The organism is Pseudomonas sp. MPFS (assembly GCF_022537035.1).
GTDB classification, from domain to species: domain Bacteria; phylum Pseudomonadota; class Gammaproteobacteria; order Pseudomonadales; family Pseudomonadaceae; genus Aquipseudomonas; species Aquipseudomonas sessilinigenes.
The window spans coordinates 5,875,304-5,897,197 of the sequence record NZ_CP066123.1 but is presented as its reverse complement, the minus strand read 5'-3'; the positions used below and the strand labels follow the sequence as shown (position 1 = coordinate 5,897,197).

General features: G+C 61.9%; 26 protein-coding genes and 1 riboswitch. Of the genes, 13 read left to right on the top strand and 13 right to left on the bottom strand.

Annotated features, from left to right (window positions below):
* Positions 1 to 112: 112 nt before the first annotated feature.
* Entirely contained in the window at positions 113 to 328 is a 216-nt protein-coding gene (locus tag I9018_RS27000) for a TIGR02450 family Trp-rich protein (protein ID WP_068578731.1), read from the bottom strand.
* On the bottom strand, positions 325 to 1,311 hold the full coding sequence (locus I9018_RS26995) for an FAD-dependent oxidoreductase (RefSeq protein WP_068578733.1): 987 nt from the start codon (positions 1,309 to 1,311) through the stop codon (positions 325 to 327). Before I9018_RS26995 ends, I9018_RS27000 begins: the two co-directional genes overlap by 4 nt.
* Before the next feature lie 194 nt (positions 1,312 to 1,505).
* On the opposite strand from I9018_RS26995, the gene I9018_RS26990 reads away from it, so the two are divergent.
* Both I9018_RS26990 and hemH read left to right on the top strand, forming a co-directional pair.
* A complete protein-coding gene (locus tag I9018_RS26990; protein WP_241107962.1) occupies positions 1,506 to 2,408 on the top strand; it encodes a TIGR01777 family oxidoreductase in 903 nt (300 codons plus the stop codon).
* Positions 2,409 to 2,421: 13 nt separating this feature from the next.
* Positions 2,422 to 3,444 carry a ferrochelatase gene (gene hemH / locus I9018_RS26985; RefSeq protein WP_241107961.1) on the top strand — a complete coding sequence of 341 codons (1,023 nt, stop codon included), beginning with the start codon at positions 2,422 to 2,424 and terminating at the stop codon, positions 3,442 to 3,444.
* 54 nt (positions 3,445 to 3,498) lie between these two features.
* On the opposite strand, the gene I9018_RS26980 is transcribed toward hemH, so the two are convergent.
* Together I9018_RS26980 and upp are read right to left on the bottom strand one after the other, a co-directional pair.
* Positions 3,499 to 4,773, bottom strand: a complete 1,275-nt coding sequence (locus tag I9018_RS26980) for a uracil-xanthine permease family protein (RefSeq protein ID WP_241107960.1) — start codon at positions 4,771 to 4,773, stop codon at positions 3,499 to 3,501.
* 2 nt (positions 4,774 to 4,775) lie between these two features.
* Entirely contained in the window at positions 4,776 to 5,414 is a 639-nt protein-coding gene (gene upp / locus I9018_RS26975; protein WP_068578742.1) for a uracil phosphoribosyltransferase, read from the bottom strand.
* 164 nt (positions 5,415 to 5,578) lie between these two features.
* Between upp and I9018_RS26970 the strand changes: the two genes are divergently transcribed.
* The 4 genes from I9018_RS26970 (at position 5,579) to I9018_RS26955 (ending at position 7,545) form a co-directional block, all read left to right on the top strand.
* Complete coding sequence (locus tag I9018_RS26970; RefSeq protein WP_068578810.1) at positions 5,579 to 6,136, top strand: hypoxanthine-guanine phosphoribosyltransferase; 558 nt, start codon at positions 5,579 to 5,581, stop codon at positions 6,134 to 6,136.
* Positions 6,137 to 6,139: 3 nt separating this feature from the next.
* Positions 6,140 to 6,613: a WbuC family cupin fold metalloprotein gene (locus I9018_RS26965; protein WP_068578744.1), complete on the top strand. Its 474-nt coding sequence runs from the start codon at positions 6,140 to 6,142 to the stop codon at positions 6,611 to 6,613.
* Between the two features lie 95 nt (positions 6,614 to 6,708).
* Positions 6,709 to 7,194, top strand: coding sequence for a hypothetical protein (locus I9018_RS26960; RefSeq protein ID WP_124347436.1), 486 nt, complete (start codon positions 6,709 to 6,711; stop codon positions 7,192 to 7,194).
* Positions 7,195 to 7,257: 63 nt separating this feature from the next.
* On the top strand, positions 7,258 to 7,545 hold the full coding sequence (locus I9018_RS26955; RefSeq protein WP_124347437.1) for a PA4642 family protein: 288 nt from the start codon (positions 7,258 to 7,260) through the stop codon (positions 7,543 to 7,545).
* Positions 7,546 to 7,637: 92 nt separating this feature from the next.
* On the opposite strand, the gene mqo is transcribed toward I9018_RS26955, so the two are convergent.
* Together mqo and I9018_RS26945 are read right to left on the bottom strand one after the other, a co-directional pair.
* Positions 7,638 to 9,149: a malate dehydrogenase (quinone) gene (mqo, locus tag I9018_RS26950; protein ID WP_124347438.1), complete on the bottom strand. Its 1,512-nt coding sequence runs from the start codon at positions 9,147 to 9,149 to the stop codon at positions 7,638 to 7,640.
* Between the two features lie 737 nt (positions 9,150 to 9,886).
* The gene (locus I9018_RS26945; protein ID WP_124347439.1) at positions 9,887 to 10,120 is read right to left on the bottom strand and encodes a hypothetical protein; all 234 of its coding nucleotides are present in this window, start codon (positions 10,118 to 10,120) and stop codon (positions 9,887 to 9,889) included.
* Between the two features lie 206 nt (positions 10,121 to 10,326).
* Between I9018_RS26945 and I9018_RS26940 the strand changes: the two genes are divergently transcribed.
* Positions 10,327 to 10,911, top strand: a complete 585-nt coding sequence (locus I9018_RS26940) for a YajG family lipoprotein (protein WP_068578756.1) — start codon at positions 10,327 to 10,329, stop codon at positions 10,909 to 10,911.
* A gap of 112 nt (positions 10,912 to 11,023) precedes the next feature.
* Here the strand turns inward: I9018_RS26940 and I9018_RS26935 are convergent, their stop codons facing one another.
* Positions 11,024 to 11,230 (bottom strand): hypothetical protein, encoded by a 207-nt coding sequence (locus I9018_RS26935; RefSeq protein WP_022640865.1) that lies wholly within the window; start codon positions 11,228 to 11,230, stop codon positions 11,024 to 11,026.
* A 191-nt stretch (positions 11,231 to 11,421) separates the two neighbouring features.
* On the opposite strand from I9018_RS26935, the gene I9018_RS26930 reads away from it, so the two are divergent.
* Positions 11,422 to 11,709 (top strand): hypothetical protein, encoded by a 288-nt coding sequence (locus I9018_RS26930; RefSeq protein WP_176719841.1) that lies wholly within the window; start codon positions 11,422 to 11,424, stop codon positions 11,707 to 11,709.
* 57 nt (positions 11,710 to 11,766) lie between these two features.
* Here I9018_RS26930 and I9018_RS26925 read toward each other — a convergent pair whose 3' ends face one another.
* On the bottom strand, positions 11,767 to 12,936 hold the full coding sequence (locus I9018_RS26925; protein ID WP_241107959.1) for a 1-acyl-sn-glycerol-3-phosphate acyltransferase: 1,170 nt from the start codon (positions 12,934 to 12,936) through the stop codon (positions 11,767 to 11,769).
* A 139-nt stretch (positions 12,937 to 13,075) separates the two neighbouring features.
* Here I9018_RS26925 and I9018_RS26920 point away from each other — a divergent pair, with 139 nt between their 5' ends.
* From I9018_RS26920 to I9018_RS26910, 3 genes are read left to right on the top strand one after another with little or no spacing between them, the layout of a single operon-like run.
* Positions 13,076 to 13,258: a CPXCG motif-containing cysteine-rich protein gene (locus tag I9018_RS26920; protein ID WP_068578762.1), complete on the top strand. Its 183-nt coding sequence runs from the start codon at positions 13,076 to 13,078 to the stop codon at positions 13,256 to 13,258.
* Positions 13,259 to 13,275: 17 nt separating this feature from the next.
* Positions 13,276 to 13,536: a DUF2007 domain-containing protein gene (locus tag I9018_RS26915; RefSeq protein WP_068578764.1), complete on the top strand. Its 261-nt coding sequence runs from the start codon at positions 13,276 to 13,278 to the stop codon at positions 13,534 to 13,536.
* A gap of 34 nt (positions 13,537 to 13,570) precedes the next feature.
* Entirely contained in the window at positions 13,571 to 14,191 is a 621-nt protein-coding gene (locus I9018_RS26910; RefSeq protein WP_241107958.1) for an SOS response-associated peptidase, read from the top strand.
* A gap of 45 nt (positions 14,192 to 14,236) precedes the next feature.
* Here the strand turns inward: I9018_RS26910 and I9018_RS26905 are convergent, their stop codons facing one another.
* On the bottom strand, positions 14,237 to 16,378 hold the full coding sequence (locus I9018_RS26905; protein WP_241107957.1) for a methyl-accepting chemotaxis protein: 2,142 nt from the start codon (positions 16,376 to 16,378) through the stop codon (positions 14,237 to 14,239).
* 273 nt (positions 16,379 to 16,651) lie between these two features.
* Between I9018_RS26905 and I9018_RS26900 the strand changes: the two genes are divergently transcribed.
* A complete protein-coding gene (locus I9018_RS26900) occupies positions 16,652 to 17,470 on the top strand; it encodes a M48 family metallopeptidase (protein ID WP_124347442.1) in 819 nt (272 codons plus the stop codon).
* 79 nt (positions 17,471 to 17,549) lie between these two features.
* Here I9018_RS26900 and I9018_RS26895 read toward each other — a convergent pair whose 3' ends face one another.
* The 3 genes from I9018_RS26895 to I9018_RS26885 form a co-directional block, all read right to left on the bottom strand.
* Complete coding sequence (locus I9018_RS26895; protein ID WP_068578773.1) at positions 17,550 to 18,134, bottom strand: TMEM165/GDT1 family protein; 585 nt, start codon at positions 18,132 to 18,134, stop codon at positions 17,550 to 17,552.
* An 89-nt stretch (positions 18,135 to 18,223) separates the two neighbouring features.
* Positions 18,224 to 18,345, bottom strand: a riboswitch (yybP-ykoY riboswitch).
* 52 nt (positions 18,346 to 18,397) lie between these two features.
* On the bottom strand, positions 18,398 to 19,396 hold the full coding sequence (locus tag I9018_RS26890) for a class I SAM-dependent methyltransferase (RefSeq protein WP_241107956.1): 999 nt from the start codon (positions 19,394 to 19,396) through the stop codon (positions 18,398 to 18,400).
* 33 nt (positions 19,397 to 19,429) lie between these two features.
* The gene (locus tag I9018_RS26885) at positions 19,430 to 20,395 is read right to left on the bottom strand and encodes a 2-hydroxyacid dehydrogenase (protein WP_241107955.1); all 966 of its coding nucleotides are present in this window, start codon (positions 20,393 to 20,395) and stop codon (positions 19,430 to 19,432) included.
* Positions 20,396 to 20,477: 82 nt separating this feature from the next.
* On the opposite strand from I9018_RS26885, the gene I9018_RS26880 reads away from it, so the two are divergent.
* Entirely contained in the window at positions 20,478 to 21,107 is a 630-nt protein-coding gene (locus I9018_RS26880) for a LysE family transporter (protein ID WP_068578778.1), read from the top strand.
* Here I9018_RS26880 and I9018_RS26875 read toward each other — a convergent pair.
* Positions 21,091 to 21,864 (bottom strand): helix-turn-helix transcriptional regulator, encoded by a 774-nt coding sequence (locus tag I9018_RS26875; RefSeq protein WP_068578780.1) that lies wholly within the window; start codon positions 21,862 to 21,864, stop codon positions 21,091 to 21,093. The genes I9018_RS26880 and I9018_RS26875 overlap by 17 nt on opposite strands.
* Positions 21,865 to 21,894: the final 30 nt, after the last annotated feature.

Genomic DNA, 21,894 nt, shown 5'->3' with positions numbered 1-21,894 from the left:
AACATTCCTGTACAAAACCATTAATCTTGTACAACTTGTCTCAATCATAGGATTGAAGTTGTACAAGTCAAATTGTTTGTATAGGTATTGCCCCCGGGCCGAGTGCGCCCGGTTATTGCCAGCCCATTCGCCAGTCGCGGTCGTCCTGCAGGGTTTGCCAGCTCAGGCGCTGGCTGCGTCGGGTAAGCACCGCCTGCAGCTCGATATCCAGCACGGTGCCTTCTTCATCGCAGAACAGTTCGGTGACCAGGAAGTGTTTCTCGCGGTGTTGCGGGTGGGCTGCTGTCCACTTCGACAGCAGCAGTTTGCGCGGGTTGAGGCGATTCACTGCAAGCTCTCGTGGAGTCGGCGTGCGGCCTCCTGGCCACTCAGCCAGGCGCCTTCGACCCGGCCGGACAGGCACCAGTCGCCACACACGTACAGGCCCAGGTCGGCATCGGCCAGGGCGCCCCATTCATGGCTGGTGGCCGGGCGGGCGTAAAGCCAGCGGTGGGCCAGGCTGAAGGTGGGGGCGGGCATGACGCTGTGCAGCAGCTCGGCGAAGGCACCGTGCAATTGCTCGGTCACGGCTTCTTTCGAGAGGTCGATGTGCTGCCGGCTCCAGGAGCTGGTGGCGTGCAGGACCCAGGTATCGAGGTGGCTGTCGCGTCCGGGCTTGCTGCGGTTACGGGCCAGCCAGTCCAGCGGACTGTCCTGCACGAAGCAGCCTTCCATCGAGGTTTCCAGAGGGGTGTCGAAGGCCAGGGCGACCGCCCAGGTGGGGTCCATTTTCACTCCGGCGGCGACCCCCGCGAGCTTCGGCGCGGCGGCTAGCAGGGCCGTGGCCTGCGGGGCCGGGGTGGCGATCACGACATGGCTGAAAGGGCCATGGGTGAAGCCTTCCGCATCCTGCAGGTGCCAATGCTGTTCGCCGCGGAAGACTTCGGTGATGCGGCAGGCGAAATGGGCTTCGAGGTCGCCGATCAGGGCACGGGTGATGGCGCTCATGCGCGGGGTGCCGACCCAGCGGGTCTGCTCATCCGGCGAGGGACTGAGCTGGCCGCCGTGGGAGTTGTAGAGCTGCGGTGTCCACTCGGCGACCCAGCCCTTGGCTTGCCAGCGCTGGACTTCGGTGACGAAACGCCGGTCGCGGGCGGTGAAGTACTGGGCTCCCAGATCCAGGCTGCCGGCATCGCTGCGCTTGCTCGACATGCGCCCGCCGCTGCCGCGGCTTTTGTCGAAGAGGTGGACGATATGCCCGGCATCTCGTAGTGCCTGGGCGGCGGAGAGTCCGGCGATGCCGGTACCAATGATTGCGATGGGTACTGTCATAGGGGCCTCGTTTACCTTGCTGTACAGACTACGCCGCCGCCAAAACCTGTACAATATTGTTTTTTGGTATAGCTTTCGGCGCGATCGGTTGTGCAGGTTGTCTATCGTTAAAATGCAGCCTGCCCGATTGAAAAGATCCCTGCTTATAAAAATAGACTAGTGATTCGGGTAAAACGCCACGCGAGGAAGATGTCATGCATATATTGCTGACCGGCGGTACTGGTTTGATCGGGCAGGCGCTGTGTCGCCATTGGCTGGCCCAGGGTCATCAGTTGAGTGTATGGACTCGCCAGCCCGATAAAGTGGCCGCTTTGTGCGGTCCTCAAGTAAGGGCAGTCAAGGAATTGCAAGAGCTGGACCAGCTCCCCGTGGATGCGGTGATCAACCTGGCCGGCGCGCCCATAGCCGATCGTCCCTGGACTCACAAGCGCAAGGCGCTGTTGTGGGCCAGCCGCATTGCCCTTACCGAAACCCTGCTGGCCTGGCTCGACAGCCGTGAGCACAAGCCCCGTGTACTGCTTTCAGGGTCGGCGGTGGGGTGGTACGGCGATGGCGGCGAGCGTGAGCTGGATGAAGAGTCGCCGCCAGTCAGCGAAGATTTTGCCAGTCAACTGTGTATCGCCTGGGAGGAAACGGCGCAACGTGCCGAGTCCATGGGAGTGCGCGTAGTGCTGGTGCGCACCGGCCTGGTGCTGTCTGCGCAGGGCGGCTTTTTGTCACGCCTGTTGCTGCCATTCAAGCTGGGCCTGGGTGGCCCGATCGGCAATGGCCGGCAGTGGATGCCGTGGATTCATATCGATGATCAAATTGCCCTGATTGATTTTCTTATGCATCAGGATGCGGCACGGGGTCCTTATAATGCCTGCGTGCCGAAGCCTGCACGCAACCGTGAGTTCGCCAAGGCCCTGGGGCGGGTCCTGCACCGGCCTGCGTTGTTGCCGCTACCGGCCTTTGTGTTGCGCCTGCTGCTGGGCGAGTTGTCGCTGTTGCTACTAGGCGGCCAGCGCGCCGTGCCAGCGCGCTTGCTGGAGGCAGGGTTCACTTTCCAGTTCACTGATTTACCCGCGGCCCTGGATGACGTATCCCGCCGCCATTGAAATAGGACATTGCATGACCGATCACGCGTTGCTCCTGGTCAACCTCGGTTCGCCGGCTTCCACCTCCGTGGCGGATGTGCGCAGCTACCTCAATCAGTTCCTCATGGACCCCTATGTGATCGACCTGCCCTGGCCGGTACGACGCTTGCTGGTGTCGCTGATCCTGATCAAGCGCCCGGCCCAGTCGGCCCACGCCTACCAATCCATCTGGTGGGAAGAGGGTTCGCCGTTGGTGGTGCTCAGCCGACGCCTGCAGCGAGCGATGAGCGAGCAATGGAAGCAGGGGCCCGTGGAGTTGGCGATGCGCTACGGCGAGCCTTCGATCGAATCTGCGCTGCTCAAGCTGGCGGCCCAGGGCCAGCGCAGGATTACCCTGGCTCCGCTGTACCCACAATTCGCCGACAGTACTGTGACCACTGTGGTCGAGGAAGCCCGGCGCGTGGTGCGCGAGCATCAGCTGGATGTGCAGTTCAGCGTGCTGCAGCCGTTCTACGACCAGCCTGAATACATCGACGCCCTGGTGACCAGCGTCAAGCCACATCTGCAACAGCCATTCGACCACGTGCTGCTGAGTTTCCACGGCTTGCCGGAGCGACACTTGCAGAAGCTCAACCCAGGACACCGCCTGGATGGCCTGGGGGATTGCTGCCGGGACGCCTCGCCGCAGGTGCTCGGCAATTGTTATCGCGGGCAGTGCTTTCGTACCGCGCAGGCCTTTGCCCAGCAAATGGGCCTGGCCGATGGGCAATGGTCGGTGTCGTTCCAGTCGCGCTTGGGACGTGCCAAGTGGATCGAGCCTTATACCGAAGCCCGGTTGGATGAGTTGGCCCAGCAGGGTGTGAAGAAGCTGCTGGTGATGTGCCCAGCCTTTGTCGCCGATTGCATCGAGACGCTGGAGGAGATCGGGGATCGCGGACGTGAACAGTTCCGTGAGGCCGGAGGAGAGGATCTGCTGCTGATCCCGTGCTTGAACGATGACCCGCAATGGGTGCAGGCGTTGGCCAATTTGTGCGCCCGGGCACCGCTGGCCTTATAGAGACTGGCGTCGGTCACCGGCTCCTGAGCTACTGCGGGAGCCGGTGACTGGGCTTCAGATGATGGGCCCGTCGGACTTGTTGTTTTTCCAGCTATCGTTGCCTGGCAAGACCAGGTTCAAGGCAATGGCGACGATGGCGCACAGGGCAATGCCCTTGAGGCCGACGTCATTCTGGCCGGTACCTGTACCTACCAGCATTCCTCCGATACCGAACACCAGGGTCACGGAGACGATCACCAGGTTGCGTGCCTCGCCAAGATCGATCTTGTGGCGGATCAGGGTGTTCATGCCCACGGCGGCGATCGAGCCGAACAACAGGCAGAGGATCCCGCCCATCACCGGCACCGGGATGCTTTGCAGCAGTGCACCGAACTTGCCGATGAAGGCCAGGGTGATGGCGAACACCGCAGCCCAGGTCATGATCTTCGGGTTGTAGTTCTTGGTCAGCATCACCGCGCCGGTCACTTCGGCGTAGGTGGTGTTGGGCGGACCGCCGAACAGGCCGGCAGCGGTGGTGGCGACGCCGTCGCCGAACAGGGTGCGGTGCAGGCCGGGTTTCTTCAGGTAGTCGCGACCGGTCACGCTACCTACGGCGATCACTCCACCGATGTGTTCGATGGCTGGCGCCAGGGCTACCGGAACAATGAACAGGATCGCCTGCCAGTTGAACTCCGGTGCAGTGAAGTGCGGCAGGGCCAGCCAAGGCGCAGCAGCGATCTTGGCGGTGTCCACCACGCCGAAGTAGAACGACAGGGCAAAACCCACCAGTACCCCGGAAATGATCGGCACCAGGCGGAAGATTCCCTTGCCGAACACCGCCACCACCAGGGTGGTGAGCAGCGCCGGCATGGAGATCATCATGGCGGTCTGGTAGTGGATCAGCTCGCTGCCGTCGCCGGCCTTGCCCATGGCCATGTTGGCGGCGATGGGAGCCATGGCCAGGCCGATGGAGATGATCACCGGGCCGATGACCACGGGTGGCAGCAGGCGGTCGATGAAACCCGTACCCTTGATCTTCACCGCCAGCCCGAGAAAGGTGTAGACGAAACCTGCCGCCATGACGCCGCCCATGGTCGCGGCCAGGCCGAACTTGTCCTTGGCGAGAATGATCGGGGTAATGAAGGCGAAGCTCGAAGCCAGGAACACCGGCACCTGGCGGCCAGTGACCAGTTGGAACAACAGAGTCCCAAGACCCGCCGTGAACAGCGCCACGTTGGGATCAAGACCGGTAATCAGCGGCATCAACACCAGGGCGCCAAAGGCCACGAAAAGCATCTGGGCGCCAGACAGCACCTGGCGCCAGAGCGGATCGTTGAACTCATCCTGCATGATCAGGAATCCTTCTGCTTGGTGCCGAAGATCTTGTCGCCGGCATCACCCAGCCCAGGAATGATGTAGCCATGCTCGTTGAGTTTCTGGTCGATGGAGGCGGTGTAGATCGTCACATCCGGATGAGCCTGCTCGACCGTAGCGATACCTTCGGGAGCTGCCACCAGGACCATGGCACGGATATCCCGGCAACCGGCTTTTTTCAGCAGGTCGATGGTGGCGACCATGGAGCTGCCGGTGGCCAGCATGGGGTCGATGATCATCGCCAGGCGCTCATCGATCTCCGGTACCAGTTTTTCCAGGTAGGTATGGGCTTGCAGGGTTTCCTCGTTGCGGGCCACGCCGACGGCGCTGACCTTGGCGCCTGGGATCAGGCTCAGCACGCCTTCGAGCATGCCGATGCCGGCGCGCAGGATGGGAACCACGGTAATCTTCTTGCCAGCGATCTTCTCGACCTGGACAGGGCCGCACCAGCCTGGAATCTCATAACTTTCCAGGGGCAGGTCTTTGGTGGCTTCGTATGTCAGTAGGGCACCGACTTCCTGAGCGAGCTCGCGAAAGTTCTTGGTGCTGATGTCTGCGCGGCGCATAAGGCCAAGTTTATGACGGATCAGCGGGTGGCGGATCTCATGGGTAGGCATAGGGAAAGGCTCCGGCGGCGGGCAAAAAAAACGGCCTAGATTAATCTATCCGGGGTTGTTGTCCTATAGACATAAAGTACGTTAGTCCAGAAACGCTTGATCTGACCGGGCCGGATGCGTACCTTTGCCCGCTTTTCCGAAACTGCCACCCCTTGGAGAGCGCCATGTCCGCTGATCTCGAGCATATCCGTCAAATCATGCGCGAGGCTGACTGCCTGTACACCGAAGCTGAAGTCGAGGCGACCATCGCCCGGATCGGTGCACAAATCACTGAAGACCTGGCTGAGCGCAATCCGGTGGTGTTCTGCGTGATGAACGGCGGCCTGATCTTCGCAGGCAAGTTGCTGACCCACTTGCGCTTTCCCCTGGAAGCCTCCTACCTGCATGCAACTCGTTATCGCAACGAAACCAGCGGTGGCGAGCTGTTCTGGAAATCCAAGCCAGAAGTTTCCTTTATTGACCGCGACGTGCTGATCATCGACGACATTCTTGATGAAGGGCACACCTTGAGCGCGATCATCGACTTCTGCCGTCACGCCGGTGCCCGTGCCGTGCATACCGCGGTACTGATCGACAAGGATCACGATCGCAAGGCCCGTCCGGACCTCAAGGCCGACTACATGGGCCTGACCTGCGTCGACCGTTATGTCTTTGGTTATGGCATGGACTACAAGGGCTATTGGCGTAACGCCGCGGGCATCTACGCCGTGAAGGGGATGTAAGACATGTCTGGCCCGAGCTTTCTCGATCAAACGTTGTTCTGCGACCTGACCCAGAAGGCCGCGGCCAATCCTCGTGGGCGCCAGCATCACAACTTCCATGCCATGGAAGAGCCTTGTCATCGCTTGGCGGTAGGCCTGCAACCTTCGACCTACATCCCGCCCCATCGGCACTTGAGCGCTGACAAGGCCGAGACACTGCTAGTGCTCAAGGGGCGCCTGGGCGTGCTGATCTTCGATGAGGCAGGCCAGATCCGGGAAAAGCGTGTCCTGGAGGCTGGTGGCGACTGCGTAGGGGTGGACCTGCCTGCTGGAGTGTTCCATGGCCTTGTGGCACTGGCGCCCGATAGCCTGATGTTCGAATGCAAGGCCGGGCCTTATCGCCCGTTGAGCGAGAGCGAACACGCCAGTTGGGCGCCTCGTGAAGGTGAGCAAGGCGTGGCCGAGTACCACGCCTGGATGCTCGCCCAGTTCGACTGAGCTCTGTGCTGTGGGCCTGTCGTAGAGCTGGCGTGGGGTGGGTGTAGAGGCGCAGAACCCGTGCTAGAGTGCTCGGCCCTTGTCTGGAGCCTGTCATGAGCCTGTTGATCCGCAGTTGCGCGGCCCTTCTCCTGAGCTTGAGCCTGCCGCTCGCAGCCGCTCCGGCCCCCATGCACGGGCAGTTCCTGCCACCTGACGACCTGACCCTGCGTGATGCTGTCCCCGAGCAACAACAATTGTTGCAAGTCACCGAATACTCGGTGGTGATCGGTAGCCAGCGCCAATCCAACCAGCAACCGATTCCCGTGACCTCGCCGGTGTGGCTTCGGCTCAAGGGCAAGCCCTTGAACAAGGGCGCTACCATCAGCCAGGTGCTGGTGAGTTTCGACGGCGAAAGCAAGAGCCTGAAAAAGCCGCAATACGATGCCAAGAGCAAGACGCTGACCCTGTACTACCCCATGGCACAGTACCGGGCAGTGATGGACCTGTTGCGTAACGACACCGTGTATTGCCAGTTCCTCAGCTATGCCAATGGCCATATCTGGGCCGACCTGCACACTGGCAGCGTGCGTCCGCGTTGAGGCTGGATGCGGGCTGGGGGTAAACTGCCCGCCCCGTGAAATGTCTGCGAGCTGGAGTCGGCAATGCGTAAAGATAAGAAGCAAGTGATTGGTGACGAGATCGGTGACGAGCAGATCAAGTTGTTCCTCGATTTTGAGCCGGTCGACGCGACCTCGCCGTCCCTGCATAAGCTGATCAAGGCCTATCGTGGCTTGCGCATCGACGATTTCGAGCGTTTCCTGGGCTTTTTCGTCGAGGCAGGTCTCGATCTGGATGGCAAGGACGAGCAGGGCAAGACCTTCGTCGAGTTGATCCGGGACCAACGCAATGCCGCTGACTACATTGAGCTGATCGCCCAGGCCCGCGGCTGATCCTAGCGTTTGGCAGGATGCCGGTTTTTTAGGACCGGGAATAAAAAACGCCCCGTTCCTTGCAGGACGGGGCGTTTTTCATGGCTGCTGGATCAGGCGCAGCTTTCGGTTTCCTTGCTTGGCGCGACCAGCTCCAGGCTCAGGTTGTTCTCGCTGTTGATCTTGCGATACAGGGCCGCGTCGCTTTCCAGGGCTTTTTCCCGGGCCGGGAAAATTTCCTTGAGCTTGGCAGCCCATTCACCACTGGCTTTGGCCGGGAAGCAGCGCTCGATCAGGTCGAGCATGATCGAAACGGTGACCGACGCGCCAGGGGAGGCGCCCAGCAGGGCGGCCAGGGAACCGTCCTTGGCTGCGACCAGCTCGGTGCCGAACTGCAGCACACCGCCTTTTTTCGGGTCTTTCTTGATGATCTGCACCCGTTGTCCCGCGACTTCCAGGCGCCAGTCCTCGGCCTTGGCCTCGGGGTAGAAGCGGCGCAGGGATTCCAGGCGTTGTTCCATGGACTGCATGACTTCGCTGACCAGGTACTTGGTCAGGTCCATGTTGTCCCGGGCTACGGCCAGCATCGGGCCGATGTTGCCGGCGCGTACCGACATCGGCAGGTCCAGGAACGAGCCGTGCTTGAGGAACTTGGTGGTGAAGCCGGCGTAAGGCCCGAACAACAGGGATTTCTTGCCGTCGACCACGCGGGTGTCCAGGTGCGGCACCGACATCGGTGGCGAACCAACGGCGGCCTGGCTATAGACCTTGGCCTGGTGCTGCTTGACCACTTCCGGGTTATCGCAACGCAGCCATTGGCCACTGACCGGGAAACCACCGAAGCCCTTGCTTTCCTCGATACCCGACGCTTGCAGCAGCGGCAGTGCCGCGCCACCGGCGCCGAGGAATACGAACTTGGCGTCGACTTCGCGGGTGTTGCCGCTGTTGACGTCCTTGATGCTCACGGTCCAGCCGTTGGCCTTGTTGCGCTTGAGGCCGGTCACGCGCTTGCAGTACTTGACCTGGGTGTCCGGAGCGCTGGTCAGGTGCTTGAGCAACTGGTTGGTCAGGGCGCCGAAGTTGACGTCCGTACCGTTGGTCACGCGGGTGGCGGCGATGGTTTCGTCCGCGGCGCGGCCCGGCATCATCAGCGGCATCCACTCGGCCATCTTGGCCTTGTCCTCGGTGTATTCCATGTCGGCGAAGGCATGGTGCTGGCTCAGCACTTCAAAGCGCTTCTTGAGGAAGGAAACGCCCTTGTCGCCCTGGACGAAGCTCAGGTGTGGCACCGGGCTGATGAAGGACTTGGACGAGCCGAACGTGCCTTGTTTGGTCAGGTAGGACCAGAACTGCTTCGACACCTCGAACTGGGTGTTGATATGCACGGCCTTCTTGATGTCGATGCTGCCATCGGCGGCCTGTGGCGTGTAGTTCAGCTCACAAAGGCCAGCGTGACCGGTACCGGCGTTGTTCCATGGGTTGGAACTCTCCGCGGCACCCGAGTCCATCAGCTCGACGACTTCCAACTTGATTGCGGGGTCGAGCTCTTTGAGCAGTACGGCGAGGGTGGCACTCATGATGCCGGCCCCGACCAATACGACGTCTACTGCTTCGTTATGCGCCATTAACGCGTCTCCAAAATCTGCAGCACCAAATTGACGGCATGGCTGCCAGGAGTGATGGGGCGATTCACGTGGTGCCCCAGGTTACCCATGGCCAGGATTGCCATGTCCGAGTCTTCGCAATTCTTTGCAACTTCTGCGGACGCTACCAACCGGGCCTCAAGGTGCATATGAACGCATCTTGGGGAGCCTCGGGGCAATTCGACTTATGGTCGAGACATCCGTTAGTGCAACCAAATCCGTCAGCGGACAGGCATCAAGCGCAAGTATCTGAGGAGGGCTCGGTCCTGTGTAATCGGGCTGTTGTAGAGGCCAATGGTGCCAGTTCAGACGCAAAACTATTCATTTGCTCGCCACACTCTTGTGAAGTTGTGAAAACCCGTTTTTTCACGCTCTTTTGAAGACGTGAACCTCAAAAAAGGGCTGCCTCGGCCTGGCACCTGGCCCGAGCGGTGATGCCTGCATTCAAGGGATGCGGGCACGACGGGCAAAACTTCAGTGTCCTTGCAAGGGCAGCTCTGCAGATTCGTGAAAAGTGGAGGTTTGCAAGATGGGACAGCAAGCACGCCAGCTTCACTCGATCTGTGTGGGCGGCTCTCTGTGGGCAGTATGGGGCGCCAAGGCAATGCGTTGGCAGTGTTGCGAGGCCCGATCAGGAGACGTCCTTATAATCGGGGGGAGATTGTAACGAAGAAATGCGCAGAAATGACCCTATTTTGCGACTTTTATTCGGCTTTTGGTCAGGTGGCCAGTATCGGTTGCACCCTGGCTGTCGTGGCACGCGTGCTGAGGTAGGCACTGGCTGGCAACGGCTGGTGTAACCAGTTCAGGCGGATTTCTTCTATTTCCACCCAGCCATCGCCCACCGGGGGCACGCGGCTCTGGCGCAAAGCCTGGCAGCGCCCCTGGTAATCCAGCAGCGCGAAGTTGCGAAACGCTTGACGTGGCGCGAACAGCGAGCGGAGGAGTTTCATGGCCAAGCACCTAGTGTGTCGTTGACGACAAGAATGTCGTTTAGTAGTTACATCATCATGTAATGCCGGTTAACGCTAGGTTACAGGAACCCCCTTGTACAGAACCTGTCTGAGACTTGCTTTAAGTCCCGCCAGATGCTGGTTTGCCGCTGTTGTGCACCGCTATACTGCGGGCCTGTTTGTGCCTGATTCCTGGAGAGATGAGCATGTTGCAACGCCTGTTGTTCGGTTTGATCACTGTGGCCAGCCTGTCGCTGGTCGGCTGCGCCCACAGCCCGCAACAACTCAGCCCGGAGCCGAAGCTCACCTCTCAGCTGGCGCCTGTCGGCCGTGGCCAGCCGGTGGTGGTGAGAGTCGTCGACGGCCGCCCATCGCCAACCCTGGGGACCCGTGGCGGCCTGTACCCGGAAACCAGTGCCATCACCGTACAAAGCGCGCAGATTCTGCCGAAGTTGCAGGCCCAGGCCGAAGCTGCAGTGCGTTTGCTGGGCTTCACGCCTACCACTGGTGGTAGCAATGCTCCCCAACTGACCGTGACCCTGGCCGAGCTCAAGTACCAGTCGCCCAAAGAAGGCCTTTACGTAACCGAGGCGACCATCGGCGCGACTTTCCGCTCCGACGTCCAGAACGCCAACCGCCGCTACAGCGGCCGTTATGGCGCATCCCTGGACCAGCGCTTTGGCATGGCGCCAAACCAGGACACCAATACCAAGCTGGTGGGCGATGTGCTCAGCGATGCCTTGACCCGCCTGTTCAAGGACCCGACCGTCGGTCAGATCCTCGGCGAGTGATGGGCCCCCTGGCGCTGTGATCGAAGGACCTTGCCTGACGGCCTTGGCCCAGGCGATGAAAAAGCCCGGCTCCATTGGAGTCGGGCTTTTTCATGGGCATTGGTGCCAGTGCTCACGCGGCTTCGACGTAGAAGTCCAGCACACTCACGCCCGTCAGCAGGTCGGTCTCTGGCAGGTCCGCGTGCTGATGTCCGCCCAGGGCGCAATACACCAGCCAATGACGGTCCTGGACATTGAAGGCCAGGGCTCCGACCAGCGCTTGCTGTTCTTCGCTGGGGGCGATCAGGTAGAGGCGGTCCTGGTTTTCTGCGTGCAGCATGACAAGCTCCGTGGGTCATCGAGGGGCGACAGACTGGCTTGTTTAGATGACGAAAAGATGACGTTTTAAATTAAATGACGGATGCCTCGTTATTGGTCGGAAAGGCGCTTGGGAGCATTTGGGGATTGAGTAGAATCCGCGCCGCGGGTGCTCCCGATAGCCCGAACACAGGTCCCATTCCGAGGTTCATGATGTCGCTGCATTTGATCTGGTCCACGTTCAACGCCCATCCTGGCAAGCTGATCAACCTCTTCGCCCTGTTGTTCGCCTGTCCGGGAAGTTGGCTGCTGCATGCCACTCGCCGCCGTGAATTGCGTGCCCTGGCCAACCTTGCCAGCCAGAGTGAACAGCGGGCGGTGGACCAGCCCATGCTGATGCTCGACCCGGCCACTTTGCGCATCAACCGCTTCTTCTATCGCTTCGGCTTTGCCTGCCTGGCGCTGGCCCTGCTGGTGTCCTGGGTCAGCACCCACTTCTGATGGTCTTTGCGGATACAACAACGGCGCCTAAAGGCGCCGTTGTGCTTGTCCGTGGCACTACTGCAGTGCCAGGCCTGCCTTGACCCGGTACTGGTTGCGTACCGGGGTCGCGTATTGCAATACCAGGTAGGGGCGATGCTCTGGCGGGCAGGCTTCGAGCCGGCGTTGCCATTCTTCTTTTGCCTTGGTCAGCTCCTGGGCCGGGAACACCTCGGCGGCGTTGGGCACTTGCAACGCCGGGTCGGCGTCCTGCCACTGGGCGTAGGCCAGGTAGTGCACCGGGAACAGCCGGTAGCCGCCGAGAATCTGCCGGTCCATTTCCATGGCCAACTGCTTGGTGTCCTCGAACAGGGCGCGGATCGGCGTGGCGAAGTTCACGTGGACCCGGCCCTTGTAGCCAGTGATGCCCTTGGCGATGCTGACGTCGTCCTCTCCCGGGGCCTTGGTATAGCTGCCGGTGGTGGCGCGGATGTACAGCTCCCGGGCCTTGGCCTGGTCGCAAGGGTCATATTCGTAGCTGATGGATACCGGCGTCAGGTTCAGCGACTGGATCACTTCGCCGAACGGCTCGTCCTTGCGGCTCATGTGGAACATCTTGAGGATCGCCGACTCGGTACGATCGTCGCCATCCTTGGCCCGGCCCTCGGCCTGGGCGATCCAGATCGACTGGCCGTCGTTGCGGATCGAGTGGTTGATGTAGGCAGAGAGCAATTGGTAAGCCGCGAGCTTTTCCCTACGGCCGCTGAGGGAGCGATGCACGATGAAGCTCTTGTTCAGGCGCATCAGGTCGCTGACGAACGGCTTTTGCAGCAGGTTGTCGCCAATGGCGATACGAGGTGTCGGCAGGCCGGCATGGTAGACCGCGTAATTGACGAAGGCCGGGTCCATGACTATATCGCGATGATTGGCCAGGAATAGGTAGGCCGTACCGGACTTGAACTGCTCGACGCCGGTATAGGTCACGCCGTCGGTGGCGCGTTCGATGGTGTGGTCGACGTAGAACTCGACCTTGTCCTGCAAGGTGGCCACCGAGGTGACGCCGGCGAACTCACGGCGCAGGCGGTGGGCGATCAGGGGTTTGAGCAGCCAGCCGAACGTATTGGCAAAACGCGGGAAGCGAAAGTGGGTGAGGATATCTAGGAATGCCTTGTCGCTGATCAGCCGAGCCAGCACCGCTGGTACTTCGCTGTCGTGGTAAGGTCGGATGGCATCGAATTCGCCCATCATGCTCTCTTGTTAGAAACGGCTAGGGTAAGAAGTAGGTTTGGATCAAAAAAGCCGGGCACGGTCTGAAAACTCAGCTCAAGCATAAAAAGCCCTGCAAATAGACCGGCGATTATACGCATAAGTCACTCGGGAGACCGCGATGCTGGAAACCGACCATTATCAATGTCCTTATTGCGGCGAACAGGCGGAGGCGGTGCTGGATCTCTCAGCCGGCGACCAGACCTATATAGAGGACTGCCCGGTTTGCTGCCGGCCCATCGTGTTCACGCTGCAGACCGATGGTCAGGAATGGATGCTCGATGTGCACACTGAAAACGACTGAGCCTGGGGACGGTTTCCATGCAGCGTATCTATGAGCCGGAGAATCTGATGGAAGGTGAGCTGCTCCGGGGCATGTTGGCCAGCGAGGGTATCGAGGCCCATCTGCACGGCGGGGACCTGTTGGGGGGTGTAGGAGAGTTGCCGGTGTTCGGCTTGTTGGCGCTGTCGGTGGAAAATCACCAGGTGCAACGGGCACGGGAGTTGATCACTGCGTACAATGCCGCCTTGCCTTTGCCCTGCGAAGAGCCGGACAGTTTTGCCGGGGTATTGGTCTGTTAGGCCGTGTCCCGATTTACCGAGAGTCGTATACCCCATGTGTGGACGTTATGCCCTGTTTCGCTGGAATCCCGCGTTTGCCGCTTTGCCGGGGTTTCCCGCAGATCAGCGGGCCCAGTGGAACATCTCGCCCCATGACTCGGTGCTGATCCAGCGTGCTGAGAATGGTCAGCGTACCCTGGCCCGCGCCCGCTGGGGGCTGACGCCACCCTGGCTGACCGATCTGTCGCGCACTCCGGCCCATGCCCGGGCGGAGACCCTGGCCGAGCAGCCGATGTTTCGCCAGGCATTTCGCGAGCGCCGTTGCCTGTTGCCGGCCAATGGTTTCTACGAGTGGCGGGGGGGCAGCCGCAAGCGTCCTTACTGGCTGACGCCAGGGGAGGGCTCGTCGATTTTCTTTGCCGCGATCTGGGAAGCCTACCCGGTGCAAGAGCACGTCTGGCTGAGTACTGCGGTGGTGACCCAGGCCGCTTCCACTCTGCGCCGCCCGCTGATTCTCGATGCTGCAGGCCAAGAGGCCTGGCTCGACCCCGAGACGCCCTTGCATGCCCTGCACGCCTTGCTGGCCAGTCCTCCCGCTGCCCTGCGTGAGCGAGTGCTAGCCAACCTGATCAACGATCCCAAGCTCAATGGCCCCGAGTGCCTGACCCCTGCTTGATCGCTCCAGCGTCATGGGCCCGGCAGCAGCCGGGCCCATGGTGACTCACACCTTGAATTGATTGATCAGGCGTCGCTGCTGCTCGGCCAGCTTGGTCAGGCCGGCACTGGCGGCGCTGGACTCGTCGGCGCCTCCGGCAACTTCATTGGCGACCTGGCCGATATTGATCACGTTGCGGTTGATGTCCTCGGCCACTGCGCTCTGTTCCTCGGCAGCACTGGCGATCTGGGTGTTCATGTCGTTGATCACCGAAACGGCCTGGGTGATGGTCTCCAGGGCCTGGGCTGCCTTGGCCGCATGTTCCACGCTCTGGTCGGTCTTGTGCTGGCTGTCCTCCATGACCCGCACCACTTCCCGGGTGCCTTGCTGCAACTGCTGGATCATCGACTGGATTTCCTCGGTGGCCTGCTGGGTCTTCTGCGCCAGGTTGCGCACCTCGTCGGCGACCACGGCAAAGCCACGTCCCTGCTCGCCGGCCCGGGCGGCCTCGATCGCGGCGTTGAGCGCCAGCAGGTTGGTCTGCTCGGCAATACCCCGGATGGCAATGAGGATGGCATTGATGTTTTCACTGTCCTTGGCCAGGGTCTGTACCACGGTGACCGCACGACCGATTTCCTCGGCCAGGGCGCCGATGGCACTGGAGGTATCGCGCACGATCTGCATGCCCTGGCTGGCGGCCTGGTCGGCGTGACCGGCGGCTTGTGCCGCCTGGGTCGCGTTGCGCGCCACGTCCTGGGCGGTCGCGGTCATCTCGTGCACGGCAGTGGCCACCTGGTCGATTTCCACCATCTGTTTGTGTACGCCCTGGTTGGTGCGGATGGCGATGTCGGCGGTGTGCTCCGAGGAGTCACTGACACTCTGCACCGAAGTCACCACTTGGCTGATCATCGCTTGCAGCTTGGCCAGGAAGGTGTTGAAGCCCTTGGCGATGGAGCCCAGTTCATCGGCGCGGTCGCTGCTCAGCCGGCGAGTCAGGTCGCCTTCACCCTGGGCAATGTCATCGAGCATCGCCACCATCTGCCGCAGTGGTCGGGCAATGCCATGGCCCACCAACCAGATCACCACCAGGCCGAGCCCGGCGATCACCAGTCCGACCATCGCCATGCCGAAGGTGTCTGCCTTGCGCTGTTCGGCCAGATCGGCCTGCAGCTTGTCCAGGTCAGCCATCACCGCAGCCAGGGGCAGTTGCAGCATCAGGGTCCAGTGCGCATCGGTCTGGCCGATGCCGAAGGGCAGGTACAGGGCGATATGGCCGTTGGCCTGGTCGACGCTGTAGGTCACCTCGCCACGCTTGAGGCCGGAGAGCTTGGTAACCGTGTCGCTGGTGAGCACATCGCTGACTTTTTCGCCGAACTTGCTTGGGTCCTTGGTGTAGGCCACCAGGCGGGTGTTGCCGCCGATCAGGGCCATTTCGCCAGCGCCGTTGTAGAGCTTCTGGTTGGCGGCCACCAGCATGTCCTGGATGAAGTTCACTGACAGGTCGGCGCCGACGATGCCCTGGAACTTGCCGTCGAGCAGGATGGGCTGGATGAAGGAGGCGAGCATCACCACCTTGTCGCCGACCTTGTAGGGGGCAGGGTCGATCACGCAGGGTTTCAGGCTTTCCTTGGAGCACAGGTAGTACTCGCTGGCCCGAACCCCGGTGGACAGTACGGTCCGATCGTTGACGTCAGCCAGCTTGTCCAGGCCCAGGCTGGAGTCCTGGTTGCGGAACCACCAGGGCAGGAAGCGACCGGTGGCGGCATCGATGCCGACCACGCTGGTGCCGACATAGGCCCCGTCGTTGTGGTCGATGGCGTTGGCTTCCCAGCCTATATAGGCGCCGAGGATCTTCGGGTTCTGGGCGACGTTTTCCTTGATCAGGGCAATCATCTGCTCGCGGCTCAGGTTCAATTGCGCCTGGCCCTGGGCATCCCGGCTCCCCATCAGGGCGTTGACGCGCACCAGGCCCCCGGCAATCAGCAGCGGCGCCTCCAGCTCCCGCTGGATCTGGCTGACCTGGGTCTGCGCCAGGCCACTCAGGCGTTGCTCGATGACTTGTTCGAACTGGGCCTGGGTCCTTTCCTGCACCATTTGCTGAGTCCTGGCGCCGGAGAACAGGGCATACAGCACCAGGGCTGCAACCACGCTGAGGACGATGGCTCCGGCCAGTGCGGCCACCGAAAACTGGATCGACTTGAACTTCATAGAGGCTCCGGGCGCAGGAATTGAGGTCTGCCGTGCTGTATCGGCCGCAGCCCCGCTGGCCATTAGCGGCAATTGCACAAATGACGGTTTGGGAGCTGATCGTGTCGTTAATGGCAAGGTGCCAGCTCGACGTTGCCGTGTCGTTGGCCCTGCATGAATTTTTTTCTGCAGTGCCGGGCTGTCTCTCAATTGCGACCAAAAGCGTGTTTTACATCTGGCGCTGATACAAGCGCGCCCTTAGGATACGCGCCATGTTTTCAGGGAGCGTTTTTCATGAAGAAATCATTGGTTGTATGTGCACTGGGCGCCGCTGTGCTGCTCAGTGGTTGTGAAACGGTCAACACCACCAACGCCGGCGTGGTGGGCGTGGATCGCAAGCAGTCCATGTTCAGCATGGTGTCCAGCGCCGAGGTCAACCAGTCGTACGCCCAGTCGTACCAGGAGACCCTGAGCGAGGCCAGCAACCAGGGCGCGCTGGACAAGAACAGCGCCAACGCCAAGCGCCTGCAGGTCATCGCCAACCGCCTGATTGCCCAGGCCCCGAACTTCCGTCCGGATTGCGCGCAGTGGAAGTGGGAAGTCAACCTGATCAAGAGCGACGAACTCAACGCCAACTGCGGTCCTGGCGGCAAGATCATTTTCTATTCCGGCCTGATCGAGAAGCTGAAGCTGACCGACGATGAAATCGCCGCGGTGATGGGGCATGAAATCGCCCACGCCCTACGTGAGCATGGTCGCGAGGCGATGTCCAAGCAGTACGCGCTGGGTGCCGGCAAGCAGATCGCTACCCTGTTCGGGGTTTCCCAGCAGGCAGTTGCCCTGGGCGACAACGGCGTCAACCTGCTGATGACCCTACCTAACAGTCGCGAGAATGAAAACGAAGCCGACCTGATCGGCCTGGAGCTGGCAGCTCGCGCCGGCTACAACCCGAACGCGGCCATTACCCTGTGGAACAAGATGGGCCAGGCCGCCGGCGGTTCTGCGCCACCGGAATTCATGAGCACCCACCCGGCGTCCACCAGCCGTATCGCTTCGTTGCAGGCGGCGATTCCCAAGGTGATGCCGCTGTACCAGCAGGCCAAGAAGTCCTGATCCCTCGGCGTCATCCTGGATGACGCCTGCGCCGGCAAGGCCGCTCCTGCAGCAGGGGTTGCCTGGCCGGCGCTTTCATTTATACCCAGCCGCTGCTCTGCATGGCCTTGTACACCGCCACTGCGGCGAGGATGAAGAACGCCGACGCCGCCAGGCGACGGATCAGGGTCAGGGGCAGTTTGTCCGCGGCGAAGTTGCCCGCCAGTACCACCGGCACGTTGGCGATCAGCATGCCCAGGGTGGTGCCGATGATCACCAGCCACAACTCTGGATACTGAGCAGCCAGCATGACCGTGGCGACTTGGGTCTTGTCGCCGATCTCGGCCAGGAAGAAGGCGATCAGGGTGGTGAGGAACGGGCCGAACTTGCGTGCCGTAGTGGCTTCATCGTCGTCCATCTTGTCCGGCACCAGTGTCCACAGCGCAGTGGCAGCGAAGCTGGCCGCAAGAATCCAGTGCAGGGTCGTGTCCGAGAAGAAACTGCCGAACCAGGCGCCTACCGCCCCGGCAGCCGCATGGTTGGCCAGGGTCGCGGCGACAATGCCGGCGATGATCGGCCAGGGTTTGCGAAAGCGTGCAGCGAGAATCAAGGCGAGCAGTTGCGTCTTGTCGCCGATTTCGGCCAAGGCAACGATTGCGGTGGGAACGAGCAGAGAATCCAGCATCAGGGCTTTCCTAAGGGGCGGGTCGACACGGCTATGACACGTACAGCCTTCCCGCCCCGGGTAAGGTGTGCGTGTCATAGGTCTTGTCAAACCCTGCGGTCCGTCTGTGCGGACTCTTGGGTCGCATGCGCCATGGTCTTCGGACCAAGTATGTTGACGCATGCCGGACGAGCGTGGCGCTCGTGGGAGACTACTCCCCTAGGACGGAGCGGATTCTGCCTAGGCAAAATCCTTTCGGCAAGCCTTGTGTGCGAAAAAAACGCTCAGCCGCGCTTGGCCCGGTAAATGCGGAAACCATCGCCTTCGGCCTTGATCGCGCAAGGTCCCAGATGCTCCTCGATCAGTGGTTGGTAGCGCAGGAAGCTGTTGGCAACTACTCGAAGTTCGCCACCTTTTCTAAGATGTTGCCTGGCTTTTCGCAGCAGATTTTCCGTGGCCTGGTAGTCGGTATGGACCCCGGTATGGAACGGCGGATTGGTCAGGATGCCGTCCAGCTCCCCGGGGGCAGCATCGATGCCGTCACCGGTCAGGACTTCGGCCTCCAGGCCATTGGCAGCCAGGGTCAGGCGACTGCTGGCGGCGGCGAAGGCGTCCACGTCCAGCAGGGTCACCTGGTTGTCCGGGTAGCGGCGCTTGACCGTGGCTCCCAGTACGCCAGCGCCGCAGCCGAAGTCCAGCAGGTGCCCTGGGGGCAGATGGTCCAGGTGCTGCAACAGCAGGGCAGTGCCCCGATCCAGGCGCCCGTGGCTGAACACCCCGGGCAGGCTGATGACTGTCAACGGGCCCTCGGCCAGTGGCAGTTGGTATTCCTGGGCCAGGCTTTCCAGCGCCACGGGTTCGGGGGCATTGCTGACCGTGACTTGCCACAACTGGCAATGCCGGGCGCTGTCGAGCTTGCGTGGCTTGCCGAAGGCCGCAAGCTGCTTGGCGACGCTTTCCACACCGCTGCGTTTTTCCCCAACCAGGTACAGCTCGCGCCCGGCCAGGTGCGAAGCCAGGGCATTGAGCAGGTATTGGGCCAGGTCCTTGGACTTGGGCAGGAACAGCACCGCGCTGTCGAACGCGTCGTCTGGCGCGGTCACGCCGAAGTGGCTGCGTCCCGGGAAGCGCGCCTGCAGCGCGGCCTGGTCCCCGGCATGCCAGCACCAGCCCCGGGCTGCGGGTAGGCGGCCGAGCAGATCATCGGCACTCAGGCCGGCCAGCAACAGTGAGCCCTGGAACAACTCAGTCTGGCGTAGGAGTATTTCACTGCGTATGTCCATCGTCCGCACCTGGGCAAAAAGTGGCGCAGTTTATCAATTCACGACCCGCAGCGGTTCACCGTTGAAGAAGGCCCGGGCATTTTCCAGCACTTGGCCGACGATGCGCTGGCGTGCCTCGCGGCTGCCCCAGGCATTGTGGGGCGTAACGATCAGGCGCGGGATATCGGCTTCCAGCAAGGGGTTGCCGTTGACCGGTGGCTCGACGCTCAGGACGTCCGTAGCGGCTCCTCCCAGGTGACCGCTGCGCAGTGCGTCGGCCAGGGCCTGTTCATCGATCAGCCCGCCTCGGGCGGTGTTGACCACCAGGGCCCCGGGCTTGAGCAGGGCCAGTTCCCGGGCGCCGATGAAGTGGCGGGTGTGTTCGTTCAGCGGGCAATGCAGGGTCAGGGCATCCACCTGGGGCAGCAGTTCATCCAGGGGCAGGCGGTCGGCGCGGGCCGGGCGTCCCGGAATCTGTCCCAGGACCACCCGCATGCCGAAGGCCTCGGCCAGGCGAGCGACGGCGCCACCCAATTCGCCGTGGCCCAGCAGGCCCAGGGTCTTGCCCGCCAGTTCCATGATCGGGAAGTCCAGCAGGCAGAACTGCTTGGCTTGCTGCCAGCGCCCGGCGGCCACGGCCTGTTGATAGTCGGCGACCCGGGTCGCCAGGTTGAGCAGCAGCATCAGGGTGTGCTGGGCCACCGATGGCGTGCCATAGCCCTGGCAATTGCTGACGGTGATGCCTTGGCGCAGTGCCGCCTCCAGGTCGACATTGTTGGTGCCTGTCGCCGTCACCAGGATCAACCGCAGGTCAGGGCAGGCGGCGAGGGTCTGGGCAGTGAGGGCGACCTTGTTGCTGATGGCGACCTGGGCACCCTGCAAGCGCTCGGCTACCTGCTCCGGGAGCGTGTAGGCATGCAATTGCAGGGGGCTGAAACTGTCGTGCAGCGCTCCCAGGTCCAGGTCGCCCAGGTCCAGCGAGCGGTGATCGAGAAATACGGCGCGGCGATTGTCGGTCATGAACTGTACCTTTCGTACGAGGAAACCAAGGCGTAATCTGCGAGCCTATCAGATGAAATAATTAGACATAACAGGAGCCTGCATGTACCTCACCGAGTTCTTGACCGTTGCCCTCATCCACCTGCTGGCGGTGGCCAGCCCCGGCCCGGACTTTGCCGTGGTGGTGCGTGAGAGCGTGACCCATGGCCGCCGCGCCGGCACCTGGACCGCCCTGGGAGTGGGTTCGGCGATCTTCCTGCATGTGGGGTATTCGTTGCTGGGGATCGGCCTGATCGTTTCCCAGTCCATCGTGCTGTTCAACGCCTTGAAATGGCTGGCCGCCGCCTACCTGCTGTACATCGGCTACAAGGCCCTGCGTGCCCAGCCAGCCAAGCCGGCGGCGGATGACCTGCACAAGGAAGCCGGCGTGCGCACGGCCCGTGGGGCCTTCACCTCAGGCTTCGTCACCAATGGCCTGAATCCCAAGGCGACGCTGTTTTTCCTCTCGCTGTTCACCGTGGTGATCAACCCTCATACACCACTGGCGATCCAGGCCGGCTATGGGGTCTACCTGGCGGCTGCCACGGCCCTGTGGTTCTGCCTGGTGGCCATGCTGTTCAGCCAGCAGCGGGTCCGGGCCGGTTTTGCCCGCATGGGCCACTGGTTCGACCGCACCATGGGTGCGGTGCTGATCGCCATCGGCGTCAAGCTGGCCTTCACCGAGATGCATTGAGGGCACTGAGCTGGTTCAGGGACGCCACGTAGTGCCGTGGCGTATCCCCGAGCAAGCGCTGGAACATGGCGCTGAAGGCCCGGGTACTGCCATATCCCAGTGAGTCGGCCACGCTGTGCACGCTTTCCCCGGCGAGCAGGCGTGGCAGGGCTTCCATCAGGCGCAATTGTTGGCGCCAGGCATTGAAATTCATCTGCACCTGCTGCTGGAACAGCCGCGCCAGGGTCCGTGAGCTGGCGCCCACCTGCTGCGCCCAATCTTCCAGGGTGTAGGAATGGTCGGGGGTGCGCAGCAGGGCCAGGCAGATGGCTTGCAGGCGCCGGTCCTGGGGCATCGGGACGTGTAGCGGGAGGTTCTCCAGGCTGGCGATTTCCTCGAGCATCAGTTGCTGGATCAGCGGATTTTGCGCCTGCTGCGGGCCCTGTACCGCCCGCAGGATCAGTTCTCGCAACAAGGGTGTGACCGCCAGCACGCAACATTGCTGCAAGGAGGCGGGACAACGCTCGGCGGCGATGAACAGGGTCCGCATGCGCACCTCCCCGGCCATGAAAATCTCATGCTCCACCAAGGGCGGAATCCACACCGCGCGGGTCGGCGGGATGACCCAGGCGCCATGGGCGGTCACCAGGCGCATGGTGCCGCAAGCGGCGTAGAGGAACTGGGCCTCGTCATGGCAGTGCAATGGCTGGTGCGCGGCGTCGGCATAGTCACGGGAGTAGGCGCTGACCGGGCCCTGCTGGAAGTGGCTGATTAACATGTCTGCTCCGATGACTTTATTGTCCAGAAT

Coding starts and splice junctions, on each gene's coding strand:
- I9018_RS26995 (WP_068578733.1), bottom strand. CDS start 1,311: ATGACAGTACCCATCGCAATCATTGGTACCGGCATCGCCGGACTCTCC.
- I9018_RS26990 (WP_241107962.1), top strand. CDS start 1,506: ATGCATATATTGCTGACCGGCGGTACTGGTTTGATCGGGCAGGCGCTG.
- hemH (WP_241107961.1), top strand. CDS start 2,422: ATGACCGATCACGCGTTGCTCCTGGTCAACCTCGGTTCGCCGGCTTCC.
- I9018_RS26980 (WP_241107960.1), bottom strand. CDS start 4,773: ATGCAGGATGAGTTCAACGATCCGCTCTGGCGCCAGGTGCTGTCTGGC.
- upp (WP_068578742.1), bottom strand. CDS start 5,414: ATGCCTACCCATGAGATCCGCCACCCGCTGATCCGTCATAAACTTGGC.
- I9018_RS26970 (WP_068578810.1), top strand. CDS start 5,579: ATGTCCGCTGATCTCGAGCATATCCGTCAAATCATGCGCGAGGCTGAC.
- I9018_RS26965 (WP_068578744.1), top strand. CDS start 6,140: ATGTCTGGCCCGAGCTTTCTCGATCAAACGTTGTTCTGCGACCTGACC.
- I9018_RS26960 (WP_124347436.1), top strand. CDS start 6,709: ATGAGCCTGTTGATCCGCAGTTGCGCGGCCCTTCTCCTGAGCTTGAGC.
- I9018_RS26955 (WP_124347437.1), top strand. CDS start 7,258: ATGCGTAAAGATAAGAAGCAAGTGATTGGTGACGAGATCGGTGACGAG.
- mqo (WP_124347438.1), bottom strand. CDS start 9,149: ATGGCGCATAACGAAGCAGTAGACGTCGTATTGGTCGGGGCCGGCATC.
- I9018_RS26945 (WP_124347439.1), bottom strand. CDS start 10,120: ATGAAACTCCTCCGCTCGCTGTTCGCGCCACGTCAAGCGTTTCGCAAC.
- I9018_RS26940 (WP_068578756.1), top strand. CDS start 10,327: ATGTTGCAACGCCTGTTGTTCGGTTTGATCACTGTGGCCAGCCTGTCG.
- I9018_RS26935 (WP_022640865.1), bottom strand. CDS start 11,230: ATGCTGCACGCAGAAAACCAGGACCGCCTCTACCTGATCGCCCCCAGC.
- I9018_RS26930 (WP_176719841.1), top strand. CDS start 11,422: ATGTCGCTGCATTTGATCTGGTCCACGTTCAACGCCCATCCTGGCAAG.
- I9018_RS26925 (WP_241107959.1), bottom strand. CDS start 12,936: ATGATGGGCGAATTCGATGCCATCCGACCTTACCACGACAGCGAAGTA.
- I9018_RS26920 (WP_068578762.1), top strand. CDS start 13,076: ATGCTGGAAACCGACCATTATCAATGTCCTTATTGCGGCGAACAGGCG.
- I9018_RS26915 (WP_068578764.1), top strand. CDS start 13,276: ATGCAGCGTATCTATGAGCCGGAGAATCTGATGGAAGGTGAGCTGCTC.
- I9018_RS26910 (WP_241107958.1), top strand. CDS start 13,571: ATGTGTGGACGTTATGCCCTGTTTCGCTGGAATCCCGCGTTTGCCGCT.
- I9018_RS26905 (WP_241107957.1), bottom strand. CDS start 16,378: ATGAAGTTCAAGTCGATCCAGTTTTCGGTGGCCGCACTGGCCGGAGCC.
- I9018_RS26900 (WP_124347442.1), top strand. CDS start 16,652: ATGAAGAAATCATTGGTTGTATGTGCACTGGGCGCCGCTGTGCTGCTC.
- I9018_RS26895 (WP_068578773.1), bottom strand. CDS start 18,134: ATGCTGGATTCTCTGCTCGTTCCCACCGCAATCGTTGCCTTGGCCGAA.
- I9018_RS26890 (WP_241107956.1), bottom strand. CDS start 19,396: ATGGACATACGCAGTGAAATACTCCTACGCCAGACTGAGTTGTTCCAG.
- I9018_RS26885 (WP_241107955.1), bottom strand. CDS start 20,395: ATGACCGACAATCGCCGCGCCGTATTTCTCGATCACCGCTCGCTGGAC.
- I9018_RS26880 (WP_068578778.1), top strand. CDS start 20,478: ATGTACCTCACCGAGTTCTTGACCGTTGCCCTCATCCACCTGCTGGCG.
- I9018_RS26875 (WP_068578780.1), bottom strand. CDS start 21,864: ATGTTAATCAGCCACTTCCAGCAGGGCCCGGTCAGCGCCTACTCCCGT.